Origin of the sequence: Streptomyces marokkonensis, from assembly GCF_008312835.1 — a bacterium.
Taxonomy (GTDB): domain Bacteria; phylum Actinomycetota; class Actinomycetes; order Streptomycetales; family Streptomycetaceae; genus Streptomyces; species Streptomyces marokkonensis_A.
Genome location: NZ_VSKS01000003.1, coordinates 112,242 through 128,153, shown reverse-complemented (window position 1 = coordinate 128,153; position 15,912 = coordinate 112,242). Strand labels below are relative to the sequence as shown.

Here is a 15,912-nt window from a genome sequence, read left to right as displayed (position 1 = left end):
GTGTCTCAGCCGATCTGCGCGTTCTTCGAGACGGTCACCTGGTCGACGTCGGAGGTGCGCACGGTCACCTCGACCTTCCAGTCGCCCGTCATGGGGAGCTGTACACCGCTCGCCGACCAGTGTCCGGTGGTGATGCGGTCGGGGACGACGGGCAGCGGCCCGATGTCCTTCGCGGAGAGAGTGAAGGCGACCTTCACCTCGGGAATGTCGACGGGCCGGCCGTCCGGCCCCTCCACATAGACGTGCATGTCGTTGTCGCCGACCCGGGCGGGCTCGAGGTCGACGGTGACGACACCCTTGCCGTTCGTGCCGCCCGTGTCGAAGGGCATGTTCAGGGTCACCGCGCCGGTGCCCTGACCGGTGGCGGACGCCGAGGACGAGGAGGAGCCGGCCGCCCCGGCCTCCTGTTCCGTGCGCCCCGGCTCGGTCTGCGTCAGGACGGTGGTGACGGCCAGCAGGACGACGGCGATGCAGGCCTCGGCGAGCACGGAGCGGCGCAGACCGAAGCGGTCGGGATCGGCGTCCCGCAGCCGCTTCCGCCGGGCGGTCTCCATCGCGGCCCGCTGCCGGGCGAGCTGAGCGGCCCGGGCGGATCCCGCTCCGGGCACCCTCTCGTCCCCGGCCGTAGCGTCCCCGGCCGTCCCCGTCTGTCCGGCAGCGGCCACGCCCGCCCGTGCCTCGGCCTTCCCCGCTCCGGTCTCCTTCGCGGACACGGCGTCCGCGGGCGCCTCCGCCAGCCGCGCGGTCCACCGCCGTGAGACGGAGGCGATCCCGACCAGCACCACCACGAGCCCGATCTTGACGAGGAGCAGCTGCCCGTACCGGGTGTCGGTGAACGCCGACCAGGAGCCGAGCTGCCGCCAGCTCTGGTAGATCCCGGTGACGACCAGGGTGACCACGCTGCCGAAGGCGAGCCGCGAGAACCGCTGGACGGCGTCCCGGCCGACCGGCGTCTCGGCGGGTGCGCGCAAGAGCGCGACGAGCAGCGCGGTGAGCCCGCCGAGCCAGGCGGCGACGGCCAGCAGATGGAGCACGTCGACGGGCATGGCGACACCCGGCTGGAGCCCCTGGGAGGCGTGCTCGGACATGGCCCAGCTCGCGGCGAGCCCGGCCGCCACCACCGTGCCCCCGATCGCGAGCCCGAAGGTCAGGTCCCGCTTCTCCCCGGTCTCCCGCGCGTCGTTCTGCCGGGGCGCGGTGCCGTCGTCCGGCGTGGCGGGGGCCGACGGGCGGGCGTGGGCCCCGAACAGCACCGCGATGAACAGTGCCGCCGCGGCGAGCAGCAGCAGCCGGGACACCAGCGCCGCGCCGGTCTTGGTCTGGAGCACGTCGCCGAGCAGCCCCAGGTCGAAGACGTCGCCGACCTTCCCCGAGGTGGTGTAGGAGCCGCGCAGGAGCAGCAGCCCCAGCGTGGCGGCGGTGAGCGCCAGCCACCCGGAGACCACCAGCCGCTGCACCGCCCGCACCCCGGAGCCGGGCCCCCAGCAGGCGAGCACGAAGGCGGCCCCGCCCGCCATGACGACGAACCCGGCGTAGGACACGTACCGCCCGAGGCCGTACAGCCAGCCGACCACGCCGTCGTCGGAACCCTGCGCCGAGACCGGGACGGACGTCTCGGAGGGGGCGCCGATGGAGAAGGTGAAGGCACCGGCGACGGGATGGCTGTCCGCCGACACCACCTGGTAGGCCACGGTGTAGGTGCCGTCGGGCAGCCCGCCGAGCAGCCCCACGGTGTACGTCGTGCCGCTCGGGTTGGCCGGGTCGGCCTTGTCCACCCGCTTGCCCTTGGGGTCGAGCACCCGCACGGCGTCCTCGCCGACCGCGACCTGCTCGGAGAAGGTGAGCGAGACCCGGGTGGGTGCCGTGTCGACCACCGCCCCCCGCCCGGGGTCGCTGCCGGTCAGCGCGGCGTGCGCGGACGCGGGTGCGGCCCCGGCGAGGAGCGCGCCGGTGACCGCGAGGAACAGCAGCACCAGGGTCCGCACGCGGGGGGCGATGGTCTGGGTCACAGGGGTGTCTCCCTCAGTGTCCGGTCTTCGGGGTGTAGGTGGCCGGCTTCACCGGAATCTCGATCGTGACGGGGTCGGACCGGTCGAAGCGCAGCTCCACCGGGACCTTCTGACCCTGTTTCGGCTTCTGCTTCAGCTGCTCGAACATCAGGTGGTTGCCGCCGCTCTCCAGCACCAGGCTGCCGTGCGCCGGGATGTCGAGGGCCTCGACCTCCCGCATGGCCCCGTCGACGGTCTCGTGCACGGTGACCTGGCCGGCGACATCGCTGCTGACCGAGGTCAGCCGGTCCGGGGCGTCACCGTCGTTGGTGATGGTGAGGAAGCCGGCGGCCATGTCCGACACCGGCTGGGGCATGTACGCGGAGCCGACGGACAGTTTTGCCTCACCGCCGGATCCCGATTCGTCCGGGCCACCGCATCCGCCGAGGGTCAGCGCCCCGGCGACGACCACGGCGGCGACCGCCCGTCGCCTCACGGCTTCTCGCCCTTGATGATCGCGGGGAGGTCCCGGGTGTAGTCGTCGACGGTGGCGTCCTCGCCGTAGAGGACGTACCCGCCGTCGGTCTTCGGGGAGAAGGCGATGACCTGGGTGCCGTGGTCGGAGACGGTCTTGCCGTTCTCGTCCTCGCGCGGCGGGTCGATCGAGATGCCGAGCGTGCGGGCACCGGCCTGGATGGTGTCGAAGTCGCCGGTCAGACCGACGACCTGGGAGTCGATGCCCTTGAGCCACTTGCCGAGCGCGGCGGAGGTGTCGCGCTCCGGGTCGGTGGTGACGAACACGATCCGCAGCTCGTCCTGCTGGTCCTGGGGCAGCTGCTTCTTGGCCACGGCGATGTTGCTCATCGTCAGCGGGCAGACGTCGGGGCAGTGCGTGTAGCCGAAGTAGACCAGCGTGGGGCGGCCCGCGGTCTCCGCCCGGAAGTCGTACTTCTTGCCGTCGGTGTCGGTGAGGACGAGATCCGGCTTCTCGAACGGCTTGTCGAGGACGGTGGCCGCCTTCTGCGAGTCGGCCTCCTCGGACACCACGGAGACGGGCTTGCCGCTGTCGCCGTCGCCGCTGCCGCAGGCGGAGAGGGTGAGGGAGGTGACGGCGAGCAGAGCCGCCGCCGCGAAGTGCTTCTTGCGCATGGATGTTCCTGAAGGTGAGTGCTCCGGTGCGCACCGGGAGGTCACGGAGCCGTGGGCGGTTCCGGTGCGCACCGTCGAGCGGAGGGAGGGTCAGGCCGTGGTGCGCCGGCGCCCGGCGAGCACGCCGTAGGCGACGCCTGCGGCGCCGACCACGATGCCGACGACGCCGAGGACGCGTGCGGTGGTGTCGGTACCGCCGGAGTCGCCCTCGTCGGAGGCGGCGGAGGTCTCGGCGGAGGCCTTCTCGGCCGACACGGAGTCGTCGGAGCCCTTGTCGTCGCCCGAGGCGCCGTGGTGGTCGTCGGAGGCCTCGGAGAGGGCGAGCACGGGAGCCGGGTGCTCGGGCTCCTCCTGGCCCTTCTGCGGCACCTCGATCCAGCGGACGACCTCTTTGTTGGAGTACGTCTGCAGGGCCTTGAAGACGAGCTCGTCGGCGTCCTCGGGCAGTGTGCCCACGGACACCGGGAACTTCTGGAAGAAGCCCGGCTCGATGCCGTCGCCCTGGGCGGTCCAGGTGACCTTGGAGACGGCCTCGTTGATCTTCTTGCCGTGCGTCTCGAGCGGCTTGTCCAGCGTGGACTTGGTGACCTTGACGTCCCAGCCCTCGACCGGCTGCGGCATCACGGACGCCAGCGGGTGGTCCGTGGGGAACGTGATCTCGAGCTTGGTGGTCGAGGCGTCGTCCCGCTCGTTGGGGACCTTGAAGCGGACGACCGCGTAGCCGCCCTTCGCGGCCTCACCCTCCGGCTGCACGCCGACGTGCGCGAAGCAGGGGGTGGACACGGCGAGGACGGCGGCACCGGCGACGGCACCGGCGGCGGCGATACGGGAAGCCTTCATGGCAGAAGCACTCCGCTTCGGTTGAGGTTTCACTGACGGTGGGGGGATGCGCCTCGCGGGCGGCCGGAGAGGTCGTCATGGTGGACGAACCGGACACACGCGGGCGGCGGAACGCACACGCGTGCCGCACGCCGACGCGCCCCCTCGACCCGGAAGACCCGGAAGACCCGAAGGCCCGAAGACCCGAAGGCCCGGATGACCCGGCAGTGGCGGAGTGGTGGTCGCGTCGCGTCAGGCGGCGAGAGCGAGTGCGGTGACGGCGGCGGGCGGGCCGCGGCGGATCACCGTGTGCTGGAGGGCGGGGCTCCGGGGCACGGGAGGCGCGAGCAGCGCGGTCCGCGCCGTGCGCGGGGCCGCTTCCGGTGCTCCCGGGAGTCCGGCGCGCAGGGCGCGCACCAGGGCGAGCGCCGCGCGGAGCGACCGTACGAGAGCGCCCTCGGCGACACCGTGCGCCGACAGTTCGGTCAGCCGCAGCAGGGCGAGGTCGCCGCGCCGCAGCAGCCACCCCGCGGCCGTCGCCGCGAGGACGTGGCCGAGCAGCATGGGCAGCGAGGGCAGCAGCGCCGCCGGGGACACCCCGGCCGTGGACAGGGCGTCCGCCGCGTGGGCGTCCGCCCCGCCGGGGTGGATCCGGGCGTCGGTGAGGATGCGCTCGGCCCGCGCGGGGCTGATCCCCGCCGCGGCGGACCCGCACAGCAGCCGCGCCGCCTGCTCGATCAGCGCGGCGTCGGACGAGGGTGACGACGAACCCGTGGCGGGTGCTCCGTGCTGCCCCAGGCCGAACAGCGTGTGCAGTGCCGTCTGGCCGAACGCCAGCAGGGCCGCGATCCCCGGCAGCGAACGCGCGCGTCCCGCGAGCGGCGCGGCGACCGCGACCGCCCCGAGGAACCCCGCGCCCAGCGTCCACAGCGGAACGGCGTCGTAGGAGGCCACTGAGTGGCCTGCCCCGGCCAGCACGACGCAGACCGCGGCGAACACCGCGGCCCGCAGGATCCGGAGTCCTCGTCCGGAGCGCATCGTGCGCGGGTGGGGGGCAGACATGGCGGCCTCATCATCGCACCGGCCCTCCGGACGCCGTACGGCAGGTCCACAAGATGAGGTACGACCCGAAGATCACATCTGCCACAGGCCGCCCCACATACACCGTTCGGCTCCACCACACACCCGCCATATGGGCGGTGTCACGTCAACTCCACGCTTACGAGCGGGGACACAGGGCAATACGTAACGGTATGTCGAGCCGCAGCCAGGAGGCTGGAGCATGAGCATCTGGTGGTCACTCCATCTGCGGCGCGATGCCGCCAGTGTGCCGCTCGCCCGGCGCCTGCTGCTCGGCACCATGGAGACCGCGGGCGTCGATCCCGAAATCTCCTACGACCTGTCCGTGGCCCTCAGCGAGGCCTGCGCCAACGCGGTCGAGCACGGCGGGGACACCGCGCGCGGCGGCACCTCGGAGGCGTACCGGGTGACCGCCTACCTCGACGGGGAGAAGTGCCGCATCGAGGTCGCCGACGCGGGCCCCGGCTTTCCCTCCGCGACCGGCGCGCCCTCCCGCCCGCCGGTCCGTCCCGTGCCGTCCGACGCGGAGCACGGCCGGGGACTCTGTCTCATCCAGGCGCTGGCCGACCATGTGCACATCGGCAACAAGCCGGGCCGGGGCGGCGCGGTGGTGAGTTTCGACAAGATCCTCAAGTGGCGCGAGGACGCGCCGCTCGTCGCGGTGTAGCGACGGCCGGGCACGCGCGCGTACCCGGCCGTCGTCGTGCGGCGCGTCAGCCCTTCAGGCCCGCCATCCACGCCTCGACCTCGTCCGACCGCCGGGGCAGGCCCGCCGACAGGTTCCGGCTGCCGTTCTCGGTGACGAGGATGTCGTCCTCGATGCGGACGCCGATGCCCCGGTACTCCTCGGGCACCGTCAGGTCGTCGGCCTGGAAGTACAGGCCCGGCTCGACGGTGAGGACCATGCCCGGCTCCAGCGTGCCGTCGACGTAGGTCTCGGTCCGCGCGGCGGCGCAGTCGTGGACGTCCATGCCGAGCATGTGACCGGTGCCGTGCAGCGTCCAGCGGCGCTGCAGGCCCAGCTCCAGCACCCGCTCCACGGGCCCCTCGACCAGGCCCCACTCGACGAGGCGCTCGGTCAGCACGCGCTGGGCGGCGTCGTGGAAGTCCCGGTACTTGGCGCCCGGCTTCACCGCCGCGATGCCGGCCTCCTGGGCGTCGTACACGGCGTCGTAGATCTTCTTCTGGAGCTGGCTGTAGCGGCCGCTGATCGGCAGCGTGCGCGTGACGTCGGCCGTGTAGTACGTGTGCGTCTCCACGCCGGCGTCGAGGAGCAGCAGGTCGCCGGAGCGGACCGGGCCGTCGTTGCGCACCCAGTGCAGGGTGCAGGCGTGCGGTCCTGCGGCGCAGATGGAGCCGTAGCCGACGTCGTTGCCCTCCACTCGGGCGCGCAGGAAGAACGTTCCCTCGATGTAGCGCTCGCTGGTCGCCTCGGCCTTGTCGAGGACCTTCACGACGTCCTCGAAGCCGCGCACGGTGGAGTCGACGGCCTTCTGCAGCTCACCGATCTCGAAGTCGTCCTTGACCAGCCGCATCTCGGAGAGGAAGACGCGCAGCTCCTCGTCGCGCTCGGCGGTGACCTTGTCGGTGAGCGCCGCCTCGATCCCGGCGTCGTGGCCGCGCACCACGCGCACCGGGCCGGTGGCCTCGCGCAGCGCCCCGGCCAGCTCGCGCACGTCGGAGGCGGGGATGCCGTACAGCTTCTCGGCCTCGGTGAGGGAGTGGCGGCGGCCGACCCACAGCTCGCCCTGGCCGTCCAGCCAGAACTCGCCGTTCTCGCGGTCGGAGCGCGGCAGGAGGTAGATCGTCTCCTGGTGGCCGTCGGCCGTGGGCTCCAGGACGAGAACGCCGTCCTCCGTCTGGTTGCCGGTGAGGTAGGCGTACTCGACCGACGCGCGGAAGGAGTACTCGGTGTCGTTGGAACGGGTCTTCAGGTTGCCCGCGGGGACGACCAGACGCTCACCCGGGAAGCGGGCGGACAGCGCCGCGCGGCGGGCGGCGGCCTCGGCGGCCTGGGGGACCGGCTCCAGATCGTGCAGCTCGGTGTCGGCCCAGCCGCTCTTCATGTTCTCGGCCAGCTCGTCGGACACGCCCGGGTACAGGCCGTTCTTCCGCTGCTTGACGGGCTCCTCTTCGGCAGTCTCCGGGGTCTCCGGCAGCTCCTCCGCCACGGTCATCCTCCTCGATACGGCACTGGACCACCCCCATCGTACGGTCGGGTGGAAACGGACGAACCGGGGAATGACCCATTACCGGGGAGGCACGGGAGCGACCGGACCGCGGCCGCGCGCCGCTACTCGAACCGCGCCGCCAGCAGCACCACGTCCTCCGCCGAGTCCGCGGTGTCCGTCCCCTGCGGCAGTACCGCGCGCAGGACGTGGTCGGCGATGGCGCCGGGGTCGCGGCGCAGTGCCCTGGGCACCCCGGCCGCCGCGGCGTGCAGCCGCGCGAAGGCGCGGTCGGTCGGGTCGCCCGTGCGGTGCAGCAGCCCGTCGGTGTACAGCAGAACCGTCTCCCCCGGCTCCGCCCGCACCTCCACGCTCGGCGCCTCCCAGCAGGCCAGCATGCCCAGCGGGGCGGAGACCGAGGTCTCGACGTACTCGGTGCGGCGGTCCCCGATCAGCAGCGGCGGACTGTGCCCGGCCCCGGCGAGCGTGATCCGGCGCAGCGCGGGTTCGCAGTAGCCGAACAGGGCGGTGGCGGACCGGGCGGGCTCGGTGAGCCGCAGCAGCAGCTCCAGGTCGGACAGGACGGCGACCGGATCCTCGCCCTCCATCACGGCGTACGCGCGCAGCGAAGCCCGCAGCCGGCCCATCGCGGCGACCGCGCTGGGCCCCGAACCGGTGACCGACCCGACCGCGAGACCGAGCGCGGCGTCCGGCAGCGGCAGCGCGTCGTACCAGTCGCCGCCCCCGCGCGGGGACGTGCGGTGCCGCGCGGCGAGCTGGACGCCGGCGACCCGGGGGAGGCGGGAGGGCAGCAGTTCCTCGGCCATCGTGGCCATGCACGCGCGCGTGCGCTCGAGTTCGAGGAGGCGGGCCAGGTGCTCGGCGGCCTGGCGGACGTGGAGGCCGACCAGGTGGCGCTGGCGCCGGGAGGGTTCGGCCGGCTCGTCGTAGAGCCACACCGCGGCGCCGAGGCGTCCGGTGGCCTCGGTGGTGAGCGGGAGGGTGAAGCTGGCGGCGTAGCCGAGGCGGGCGGCGACCTCGCGGTGCCGGGGGTCGATTCCCTTCTCGGCGAACAGATCGGGCTCGGCGACGCCCTCGTCCGCACCGGGCAGTCCCTCGAGGATCCTGCCGTACGGCAGGGAGCCGCGCGGGACCGTCTCCATGTGGCCGAGGTCCGAGCGGGCCAGTCCGAGGCCGACGGTGGTGACCGGGCCCAGTCCGTCGACGGGTTCCAGGGCGACGAGACCGCGTCGCGCGCCGACCAGTGCGGCTCCCGCGCGCAGCAGTTCCTCGAGTGCTTCGTCGAGCGTGCCCGTGCGGACCAGGCGTTCGGTGAGTTCATGGAGGGTCGTCAGGTCGGAGACCCAGCCGGCGAGACGGTCCTGGAGCAGCGCGCCCGGCGCGTTCTGCGGGTTTGCCGCAGGGGCGGGAGAGGTACCCGGGACGGGCGCGACAGTGTGGGTGGGAGCGGGAACGGCAGAATCGATTCCGGCCACTTTCGGAGGGTGCGGGGCGTTCATGGCGTCCGGCTTTCCGGACGGTGCGTACTGCTCAAAAGCATCGCAAACCCCCATGTCATTCTGCGTCGCCGGCAGTGTCTCCACATGTACACGTACTCGTGAGGAGATGTCCAGCATTGTCCTGCTGGGATTCCTGGTGTCCGTGGGGTCGAAGAGAACTTCCGCAGACCCCTTGCCGAAAAGCGAAGTTGGCTTGAAACTGCCTCAGGGGGAGGCATATTGCGGTCGACTGGCCTTGCTCGACGGAAGCGTCACAGCGGTCGTGTTGGGTACGTACTCGGTGAAGGCCAGGGGTGGTTGGGAACCGCTCGGGAACCTGGCGACGGACCCGGGCGTCTTAACCACCGACGACCGTGCCCCATCCTCCCGTGGCGGAGGCGGAGAGAAACACGCGCGACGGCAAACGCCAGACTTCGCCACCCCCACGCCACGCCCGCACTTCTGATAGACGCAGTACGGGTGGACCGGCCGCGGAGGCAGCCCATGCTCGGCCCATAGGGGTTCCCCCTGCCCGGCGCGGGGGTGTGATGCGCCAACAGGTACGCACAGTGAAGTGATCGACACATGACGTGATGTGGACCACGGTGTTGCCAGGCGTGCAACGGAAAGGAACGAGCGCACATGCGCGAGATCCTCGGAAGGCGACGCAGGCTCCTGTCCCGACGCGGCGACGGAGGGCCTGAGCTGATGGGTGCGGCCCTGACCTGCGCCACGCAATGGCAGTGGCCCGTACTTCCCGGAGTGGCGGCCGACCCCGAAGGCCGGTCCCGCTGCGGCTGCCCGGACCCCGAGTGCACGGTGCCGGGAGCCCACCCGTTCGACCCCGGCCTCCTCGCGGCCACCACCGACGCCCGCATGGTGCGCTGGTGGTGGAGCAACCGGCCGACGGCGCCCGTCATCCTCGCCACCGGGGGCAGGGCCCCGTGCGCGGTCTCCCTGCCCGCCCTGCCGGCCGCCCGCGCCCTGGCCGCGCTCGACCACCGCGGCATGCGGCTCGGACCGGTCGTCGCCGCCCCCGACCGCTGGGCGATCCTCGTGCGGCCTTACTCCATGGAACAGCTCGGCGAGCTGCTGTACGCCAAGGACTTCGTCCCCGGCTCCCTCCGCTTCCACGGCGAGGGCGGTTACCTCGCCCTGCCGCCGTCCGAGACCGCACAGGGCGGCATCCGCTGGGAGCGCGCGCCGCTGCCCGGCTCGGCCTCCCCCTGGGTGCCCGGTGTCGAGGCCGTGGTGGACGCCGTGGTCGAGGCCCTCACCCGTACGGGTGTCAGCGCGCCCGAGATGTAGCGGGCACCGGCGCACGCCGCGCCCGACCGGCCGCCCCGGGCTGTCTTCCCGGGGCATGCCGCGTCATGCCGGGGGCCGCGCCCGGACCCTCCGAGGAGTTCCTCTGCTCGCCCTCGTGGGCGCCGTGGCGGCCTGCGCGATCGCGCTGCCGCGGGCGGTGGAGTCCGCGGGCCCGGCCGGCCGGCGCCCCGCCTCCGGGCCCGAGGACCGAGCCCCTTCCGTACGGTCCGCCCCGCGCGGCGACGGCACGGCGCGGACGTCCGCCGCCCGCGAGGCCTCCCCGCCCGGCCCGCACCTGTCCGCCGGCCTGCGCTGCGGTCCCGCGCTCTCCTCCCCCGACGGCATCGAGGCGCAGACCTGTGTCGTGGCGCGGGGCGAGGACGTCTGGGCGGACCTACTGCCGCACCACCACCGGTGGGACGCGGGCCGCCGCGCTGAGCCCCACGGGGCCCGGCGGCCGGACGTTGCGGACACACTGTGCCGTGGACGCCGGTGACGAGCCGTCCCTGTGGCCGGCCCGGACGGGGAGGGCTCGCGCGCCACACGGCGGTCGCGGAGTTCGCGCACCGCACCGCACCGGAACGGGACGCCTTCTGCTGCGCTCCGGAAGCAACGGAGCGGCGGAGAGGAGCCGTTGAGGGGCGGGCAGGTGACGCCGACCGGCGGCAACGAGCGGTTGACCGGCGGTCGCGCTGCGTGAGCGGCGACCGGCACGCAAAGACCCGGTTGCTGGCGACGGGGGATGCACCAGCAACCGGGCTACTGGAACGGTAACAAGAGATCGGCGGTTCGCAAATTCGATCCCGGCTTTTCCGGTCACCGACTGGCTTGTCCGCACCGGGAGTTGCGCATGGGGCGGGTGGTGCGCGGCCGGGCGGTTCCGCCGGCCGGCCGCCCGGCGGAACCCGATGCCGCGCGGGTGCGTCAGCTGAGGGTGACCTGGCGGTTCGTCAGGCCACCGCGCGCGCGGCGCTCGTCGGCGGTGAGCGGCGCGTCCGAGGCCAGGGCGGCGGTGAGGCGCTCGGCGAACTCGGCCGCAGGCTTCTCCACGTCCTCGGCGCCGACCCCGCTGGGCAGGTCCCAGACCGGCACGGTGAGCCCGTGAGCGCGGAAGGAACCCACGAGACGGGTGCCCTCGCCGAGGGAGGACCGGCCCTGGGCGTGCAGCCGCGCGAGAGCGTCCAGAAGCTGCTCCTCGGGATACGGCATGACCCACCGCAGATGGTTCTTCTCGGGCGTCTCGCACCAGTACGCGGAATCCACACCGGACAGCTTGACCGTCGGGATGGCCGCGGCGTTGGCCCGCTCCAGGGAGGCGGTGACGTCCGGCGTGGCGTTCTCCGGGTCCGGGACCCAGAACTCGAACCCGCTGTGCACCACCGGCTCGAACGCGCCCTCGGGCGCCAGCAGGTCCTGGAGCCGGGGACCGTCGGCGGGAGCGCGCCGGGCCTGCACCGGGGTGCCCGGGTCGGCGGCGAGCGCGCGCTGCAGCGTGTCGGCCAGATCGCGGCTGATGTCCCCGGAGGAGGTGTCGTTCTGCAGGCCGAGCAGGACCGAGCCGTCGTCGCGGCGCAGCGCCGGCCAGGCCATCGGCAGCACCGTGGCCAGCGTGACCGACGGGACGCCCTCGGGCAGACCGTCCTTGAGTGTCAGCTCGACGGTGGCGGCCGGCACCAGCTCGCGCAGCGCCACCCAGTCGCACTCGCCGGGCAGGCCCTCGAAGGGGCGGTGCACCAGCTCGGTCACGGCGTGCGCTGCGGCGCGGCCGTGGCAGGCCTTGTAACGGCGGCCGCTGCCGCAGGGGCAGGGTTCGCGGGCGCCTACGACCGGGATCCGCCCGTCCGTGAGCTGCGGGCGCTTGGCCTTCGTCTGGGGTCGCTTCTTGGCCATCGTGGGTGTCTCCCGGTTACGGCTCGTCTCGTACGGGCGCGAGCCTAGCCGTTCGCGCCACCGCCGACGGGAACCTGTGGACAACGGGCCGGGCCGTGGACACCGCGGGTGCGACGGGCGGCGGGGCCCGGACCGCCCCCGCCGACCCCGGAGCCGCGCCCGCCGACCCCGGGAGCCGCGCCCGGCAGCCCCGGAGCTGTGCCCGGCAGCCCCGGCAGCCCCGGAGCTGTGCCCGGCAGCCCCGGGAGCCGCGCCCGGCAGCCCGGGCCGCTTCGCCTTCAGGCCAGGTCGTCGAAGACGTCCGCGAAGTCCAGTCCCGGCATGCGGGAGACCGAGGGGGCCGTCACGCGCGCCGCGAAGTCCTCGCGCCGGTGGGCGGCCCCGGCGTCCGGGTCGTACACGTCGTCGTGGACGACGACCCAGACCGTGACCTCGCCCGGGACCTCGTCGCGCACGCCCCAGTCGTCGGCCAGCGCGGTGATGATGTTCAGCCCCCGGCCGCCGTGCGCGGTGACCGACGGGGTGGCCGGCGCCGGGCGGGTCGGGCCGCCGCCGTCCGTGACCTCGACGACGAGCCGGCCGCACGGGTCCACCCGCCAGGCGGCCCGCACGTCGCCGTCCCCGGCCAGGGCGTCGCCGAGGGGCCGGCCGTGCTTGCACGCGTTGCTCAGCAGTTCGGAAAGAATCAGTACGGCGTCGTCGATGACCGAATCCGCCACGCCCCCGTCGCGCAGTTGCGAGCGCATGCGGCGCCTCGCCTTCCCCACGCCCGCAGGGCCATGGGGCACGGCCATGCTCGACGACGTGGGCACCTCCTGTGCCACCACCAACGCCACCCCCGAGACCTCCTTCGCCCCACGCCACGGTGTGGATGCCCCATTGGCCTGAACCGGAAACCGGCCAATCCATGAGCGGTGACGCACTCGAAACGATCGAATACGCACCGAACGCGCCGGAGCACTCCCCGTAGCCGTGTGGCTGGAATTCGTCGGTGTGGCCGAGAGGTGAGGATGCGCCCGCCCGGAGTACGAGGTCAAGAGGGCTGCAGGGATTTCTTGGGGCGGACGGGGCGGATGTGGCCAGAAGTGATCACCGTGCGGTCAGCGGCCGAGCCGGTCGAGCACCGCGCGGGGGCGGTTGGTGATGATGGCGTCGACGCCGAGGCGCACGCAGAGGTCCACGTCGTCCGGTTCGTTCACCGTCCACACGTGCACCTGATGGCCCGACCGCTTGAGGCGCTCGATGTACTCGGGGTGGCTGCGCGCGATGCGGATCGACGGTCCCGCGATGCCCACGCCCACGGGGAGCCGGCCGTCGCGCAGCCGCGGCGTGACGAACTGGGTGAGGTGGACCGTGGGCAGCGTCGGCGACGCGGCTCGCACGCGGTGCAGCGACCGCGCGGAGAAGCTCATCACGCGCACCGGCGAGTCCCCGGGGGCGGTGGGGGCGTCGAGGCCGAACCGCTTGAGCAGGAGCAGCAGCCTCTCCTCCACCTGACCCGCCCAGCGTGTGGGGTGCTTCGTCTCGATCGCCAGCTCCACCTGGCGCCCGGCGTCGGAGACGAGCTCCAGCAGCCGCTCCAGGGTGAGGACGGAGGTGGCCTCCGGGTCCTCGGGGCGGTGCTCCCAGTCGGGCTCCTCGACGCGTGGCCCTCCGGAGGGGGCGCGGCTCTTCCAGGAGCCGAAGTCCAGGGCGGCGAGATCGGAGAGCTCGAGCGCCGACACCGCACCGCGCCCGTTGGACGTACGGTTGACGCGACGGTCGTGAACGCACACGAGGTGGCCGTCGGCGGTCAGGCGCACATCGCATTCGAGCGCGTCCGCGCCGTCCTCGATCGCCTTGCGGTACGCGGCCAGGGTGTGTTCGGGGGCGTCCTCGGAGGCTCCGCGGTGCGCGACGACTTGGGTCGGGTGCTGTCGTGCGTGGGTCACCGCGTCATGGTGCCACCGCGCGCGGGTACACGGGCGCTCGGAGTGGCGTGAACGGTGTCGGGGTCCGGTCGGAGGCATCGAGGTGGCGCGCCTTACGTGAGTAATGCCCTATATAAAGAATGACCCCGGACCCACAGGAACGGCTTATGGTGCCCTGACGGCCCGTGGGAAAAGCTGACGTCATACAAAGAGACATGCACAGCTGCATCGCGCCGGACTCGTGGACGTGCGTGAACGAGCGACACCGAGTGCGACCGAGAACAACAGCCGTGGATCGAGGAGAGAAGCTGTGAGCACCGAGAACGAGGGCACCGCGGTACCCCCGGCGCCGTCCGCACCGCCGTCCGCGCCGGTGGATGCTCCCGCTGCCTCGGCGCACCAGGGCCACCCGGCCCCGGAGGTGGCTCCGGGCCCGTTCGCACCGCCGCCGCCGGCGAGCGTGCAGGCCGCGGACGGCCAGGGCTACGGACCGGCGCCGCTGGGCCCCGCGGCCGAGGGTGCCCACGGTCCGCAGGGGGCCCAGGGGAACCAGGAACCCGCCTCCCACGGCTCCGCACCGGGCGGCCCTCCGCCTGGGTCCCACGCCTCCGCCCCCGACGCCTCGTGGCCCCCGCCCCCGCCGCCGTCCACTCCGTCCTACGGTGACGGCGGCGCCGGGCACGGCGGCGGCTGGGGCTCCTCGTACCAGCCGCCGGCGCCGAAGAACGGCGGCGGGCGCGGCCGTATGGTCGCCGCGGTCCTGGTGGCCGCGCTGGTCGCGGGCGGTGCGGGCGGCGGCCTCGGCTACACGCTGGCCAAGGAGAACGACAGCAACGGCTCGACGACCGTCTCGTCGTCCACCAGCGGCGGCAACGTCAAGCGCGACCCGGGCACGGTGGCCGCCGTGGCCGCGGGGGCACTGCCCAGCACGGTCACCATAGAGGCCGAGAGCAGCAGCGGCGAGGGCGGCACCGGCACGGGGTTCGTCTTCGACAAAGAGGGCCACATCGTCACCAACAACCACGTCGTGGCGGAGGCCGTCGACGGCGGCAAGGTGACGGCGACGTTCCCCAACGGCAAGAAGTACGAGGCCGAGGTGGTCGGCCACGCCCAGGGCTACGACGTCGCGGTCATCAAGCTCAACGACGCCCCCTCGGACCTGAAGCCCCTCCCCCTGGGCAACTCCGACGAGGTGGCCGTCGGCGACTCGACCATCGCGATCGGCGCGCCCTTCGGTCTGTCCAACACGGTGACCACGGGCATCATCAGCGCCAAGAACCGCCCGGTGGCCTCCAGCGACGGCAGCGGCAGCCAGGCCTCCTACATGAGCGCCCTGCAGACCGACGCGTCCATCAACCCGGGCAACTCCGGCGGTCCGCTGCTGGACGCGCAGGGCAGCGTCATCGGCATCAACTCCGCGATCCAGTCCACCAGCAACGGCGGTTTCGGCACGGGTCAGTCGGGCTCCATCGGCCTGGGCTTCGCCATCCCGGTCAACCAGGCCAAGTACGTCGCCCAGGAGCTGATCAGGACGGGCAAGCCGGTGTACGCCAAGATCGGCGCGTCGGTCTCCCTGGAGGACACCGCGGGCGGCGCGAAGATCACCGAGCAGGGCGCGGGCGGCTCCGAGCCCGTCGACCCCGGCGGCCCCGCCGACAAGGCCGGCCTGAAGCCCGGCGACGTCATCACCAAGCTCGACGACCGGGTCATCGACTCCGGCCCCACCCTGATCGGCGAGATCTGGACCCACAAGCCGGGTGACGAGGTCACGATCACCTACGAGCGCGGCGGCAAGGAGCGCACCACGGAACTCACCCTGGGCTCCCGTGTGGGCGACAGCTGACCGCACCCCCGCACCCCCGCACCCCCGCACCCCGAACCCGTTACCCTTGTCCCCGCGCCGCCGATCACCGGCAGGCGCGGGGAGGCGTGCCCGAGCGGCCGAAGGGAACGGTCTTGAAAACCGTCGTGGCAGCGATGTCACCGTGGGTTCAAATCCCACCGCCTCCGCTCTGAGAGCAGCAGAACGACCCCTGTCCTGGAGATCTGGTCAGGGGTCGTTCGCATGCTCGGGCTGTGCGTCCGCCCGGCGTCAGCGGCT

Annotated in this window: 14 protein-coding genes and 1 tRNA gene; 5 read left to right on the top strand and 10 right to left on the bottom strand. The window is 73.0% G+C overall.

Annotated features, from left to right (window positions below; translation table 11 throughout):
• Positions 1–5 precede the first annotated feature (5 nt).
• The 5 genes from F1615_RS06215 to F1615_RS06195 form a co-directional block, all read right to left on the bottom strand.
• Positions 6–2,009 (bottom strand): copper resistance CopC/CopD family protein, encoded by a 2,004-nt coding sequence (locus F1615_RS06215; RefSeq protein ID WP_149547866.1) that lies wholly within the window; start codon positions 2,007–2,009, stop codon positions 6–8.
• A 13-nt stretch (positions 2,010–2,022) separates the two neighbouring features.
• Positions 2,023–2,484, bottom strand: coding sequence for a copper chaperone PCu(A)C (locus F1615_RS06210; RefSeq protein ID WP_149547865.1), 462 nt, complete (start codon positions 2,482–2,484; stop codon positions 2,023–2,025).
• Positions 2,481–3,137 (bottom strand): SCO family protein, encoded by a 657-nt coding sequence (locus tag F1615_RS06205; RefSeq protein WP_149547864.1) that lies wholly within the window; start codon positions 3,135–3,137, stop codon positions 2,481–2,483. Before F1615_RS06205 ends, F1615_RS06210 begins: the two co-directional genes overlap by 4 nt.
• A 90-nt stretch (positions 3,138–3,227) precedes the next feature.
• Positions 3,228–3,977: a YcnI family protein gene (locus tag F1615_RS06200; protein WP_149547863.1), complete on the bottom strand. Its 750-nt coding sequence runs from the start codon at positions 3,975–3,977 to the stop codon at positions 3,228–3,230.
• A 231-nt stretch (positions 3,978–4,208) separates the two neighbouring features.
• The gene (locus F1615_RS06195; protein ID WP_149547862.1) at positions 4,209–5,018 is read right to left on the bottom strand and encodes a hypothetical protein; all 810 of its coding nucleotides are present in this window, start codon (positions 5,016–5,018) and stop codon (positions 4,209–4,211) included.
• Between the two features lie 220 nt (positions 5,019–5,238).
• Between F1615_RS06195 and F1615_RS06190 the strand changes: the two genes are divergently transcribed.
• Positions 5,239–5,703 carry an ATP-binding protein gene (locus F1615_RS06190; RefSeq protein ID WP_149547861.1) on the top strand — a complete coding sequence of 155 codons (465 nt, stop codon included), beginning with the start codon at positions 5,239–5,241 and terminating at the stop codon, positions 5,701–5,703.
• A 46-nt stretch (positions 5,704–5,749) separates the two neighbouring features.
• Here the strand turns inward: F1615_RS06190 and F1615_RS06185 are convergent, their stop codons facing one another.
• Complete coding sequence (locus F1615_RS06185) at positions 5,750–7,207, bottom strand: aminopeptidase P family protein (protein ID WP_149547860.1); 1,458 nt, start codon at positions 7,205–7,207, stop codon at positions 5,750–5,752.
• A gap of 122 nt (positions 7,208–7,329) precedes the next feature.
• Complete coding sequence (locus tag F1615_RS06180) at positions 7,330–8,841, bottom strand: PP2C family protein-serine/threonine phosphatase (protein WP_149547859.1); 1,512 nt, start codon at positions 8,839–8,841, stop codon at positions 7,330–7,332.
• Positions 8,842–9,345: 504 nt separating this feature from the next.
• On the opposite strand from F1615_RS06180, the gene F1615_RS06175 reads away from it, so the two are divergent.
• Complete coding sequence (locus tag F1615_RS06175; RefSeq protein WP_149547858.1) at positions 9,346–10,011, top strand: bifunctional DNA primase/polymerase; 666 nt, start codon at positions 9,346–9,348, stop codon at positions 10,009–10,011.
• Positions 10,012–10,126: 115 nt separating this feature from the next.
• The gene (locus F1615_RS06170; RefSeq protein WP_244328649.1) at positions 10,127–10,507 is read left to right on the top strand and encodes a hypothetical protein; all 381 of its coding nucleotides are present in this window, start codon (positions 10,127–10,129) and stop codon (positions 10,505–10,507) included.
• 428 nt (positions 10,508–10,935) lie between these two features.
• Here the strand turns inward: F1615_RS06170 and F1615_RS06165 are convergent, their stop codons facing one another.
• The 3 genes from F1615_RS06165 to F1615_RS06155 form a co-directional block, all read right to left on the bottom strand.
• Positions 10,936–11,901: a DUF5926 family protein gene (locus F1615_RS06165; RefSeq protein ID WP_149547857.1), complete on the bottom strand. Its 966-nt coding sequence runs from the start codon at positions 11,899–11,901 to the stop codon at positions 10,936–10,938.
• 278 nt (positions 11,902–12,179) lie between these two features.
• Positions 12,180–12,824 carry an ATP-binding protein gene (locus F1615_RS06160; RefSeq protein ID WP_149547856.1) on the bottom strand — a complete coding sequence of 215 codons (645 nt, stop codon included), beginning with the start codon at positions 12,822–12,824 and terminating at the stop codon, positions 12,180–12,182.
• Positions 12,825–13,001: 177 nt separating this feature from the next.
• Complete coding sequence (locus tag F1615_RS06155; protein WP_149547855.1) at positions 13,002–13,832, bottom strand: glycerophosphodiester phosphodiesterase; 831 nt, start codon at positions 13,830–13,832, stop codon at positions 13,002–13,004.
• A 289-nt stretch (positions 13,833–14,121) separates the two neighbouring features.
• Here F1615_RS06155 and F1615_RS06145 point away from each other — a divergent pair, with 289 nt between their 5' ends.
• The gene (locus F1615_RS06145; RefSeq protein ID WP_149547854.1) at positions 14,122–15,654 is read left to right on the top strand and encodes a S1C family serine protease; all 1,533 of its coding nucleotides are present in this window, start codon (positions 14,122–14,124) and stop codon (positions 15,652–15,654) included.
• An 80-nt stretch (positions 15,655–15,734) separates the two neighbouring features.
• A tRNA-Ser gene (locus F1615_RS06140) sits at positions 15,735–15,821 on the top strand.
• The last annotated feature ends 91 nt before the right edge of the window (positions 15,822–15,912 follow it).

Bases quoted from the DNA above. Each gene is read 5' to 3' on its own strand.
- F1615_RS06175 (WP_149547858.1), top strand. From the start codon at position 9,346: ATGCGCGAGATCCTCGGAAGGCGACGCAGGCTCCTGTCCCGACGCGGC.
- F1615_RS06205 (WP_149547864.1), bottom strand. From the start codon at position 3,137: ATGCGCAAGAAGCACTTCGCGGCGGCGGCTCTGCTCGCCGTCACCTCC.
- F1615_RS06200 (WP_149547863.1), bottom strand. From the start codon at position 3,977: ATGAAGGCTTCCCGTATCGCCGCCGCCGGTGCCGTCGCCGGTGCCGCC.
- F1615_RS06195 (WP_149547862.1), bottom strand. From the start codon at position 5,018: ATGTCTGCCCCCCACCCGCGCACGATGCGCTCCGGACGAGGACTCCGG.
- F1615_RS06165 (WP_149547857.1), bottom strand. From the start codon at position 11,901: ATGGCCAAGAAGCGACCCCAGACGAAGGCCAAGCGCCCGCAGCTCACG.
- F1615_RS06180 (WP_149547859.1), bottom strand. From the start codon at position 8,841: ATGCTGGACATCTCCTCACGAGTACGTGTACATGTGGAGACACTGCCG.
- F1615_RS06190 (WP_149547861.1), top strand. From the start codon at position 5,239: ATGAGCATCTGGTGGTCACTCCATCTGCGGCGCGATGCCGCCAGTGTG.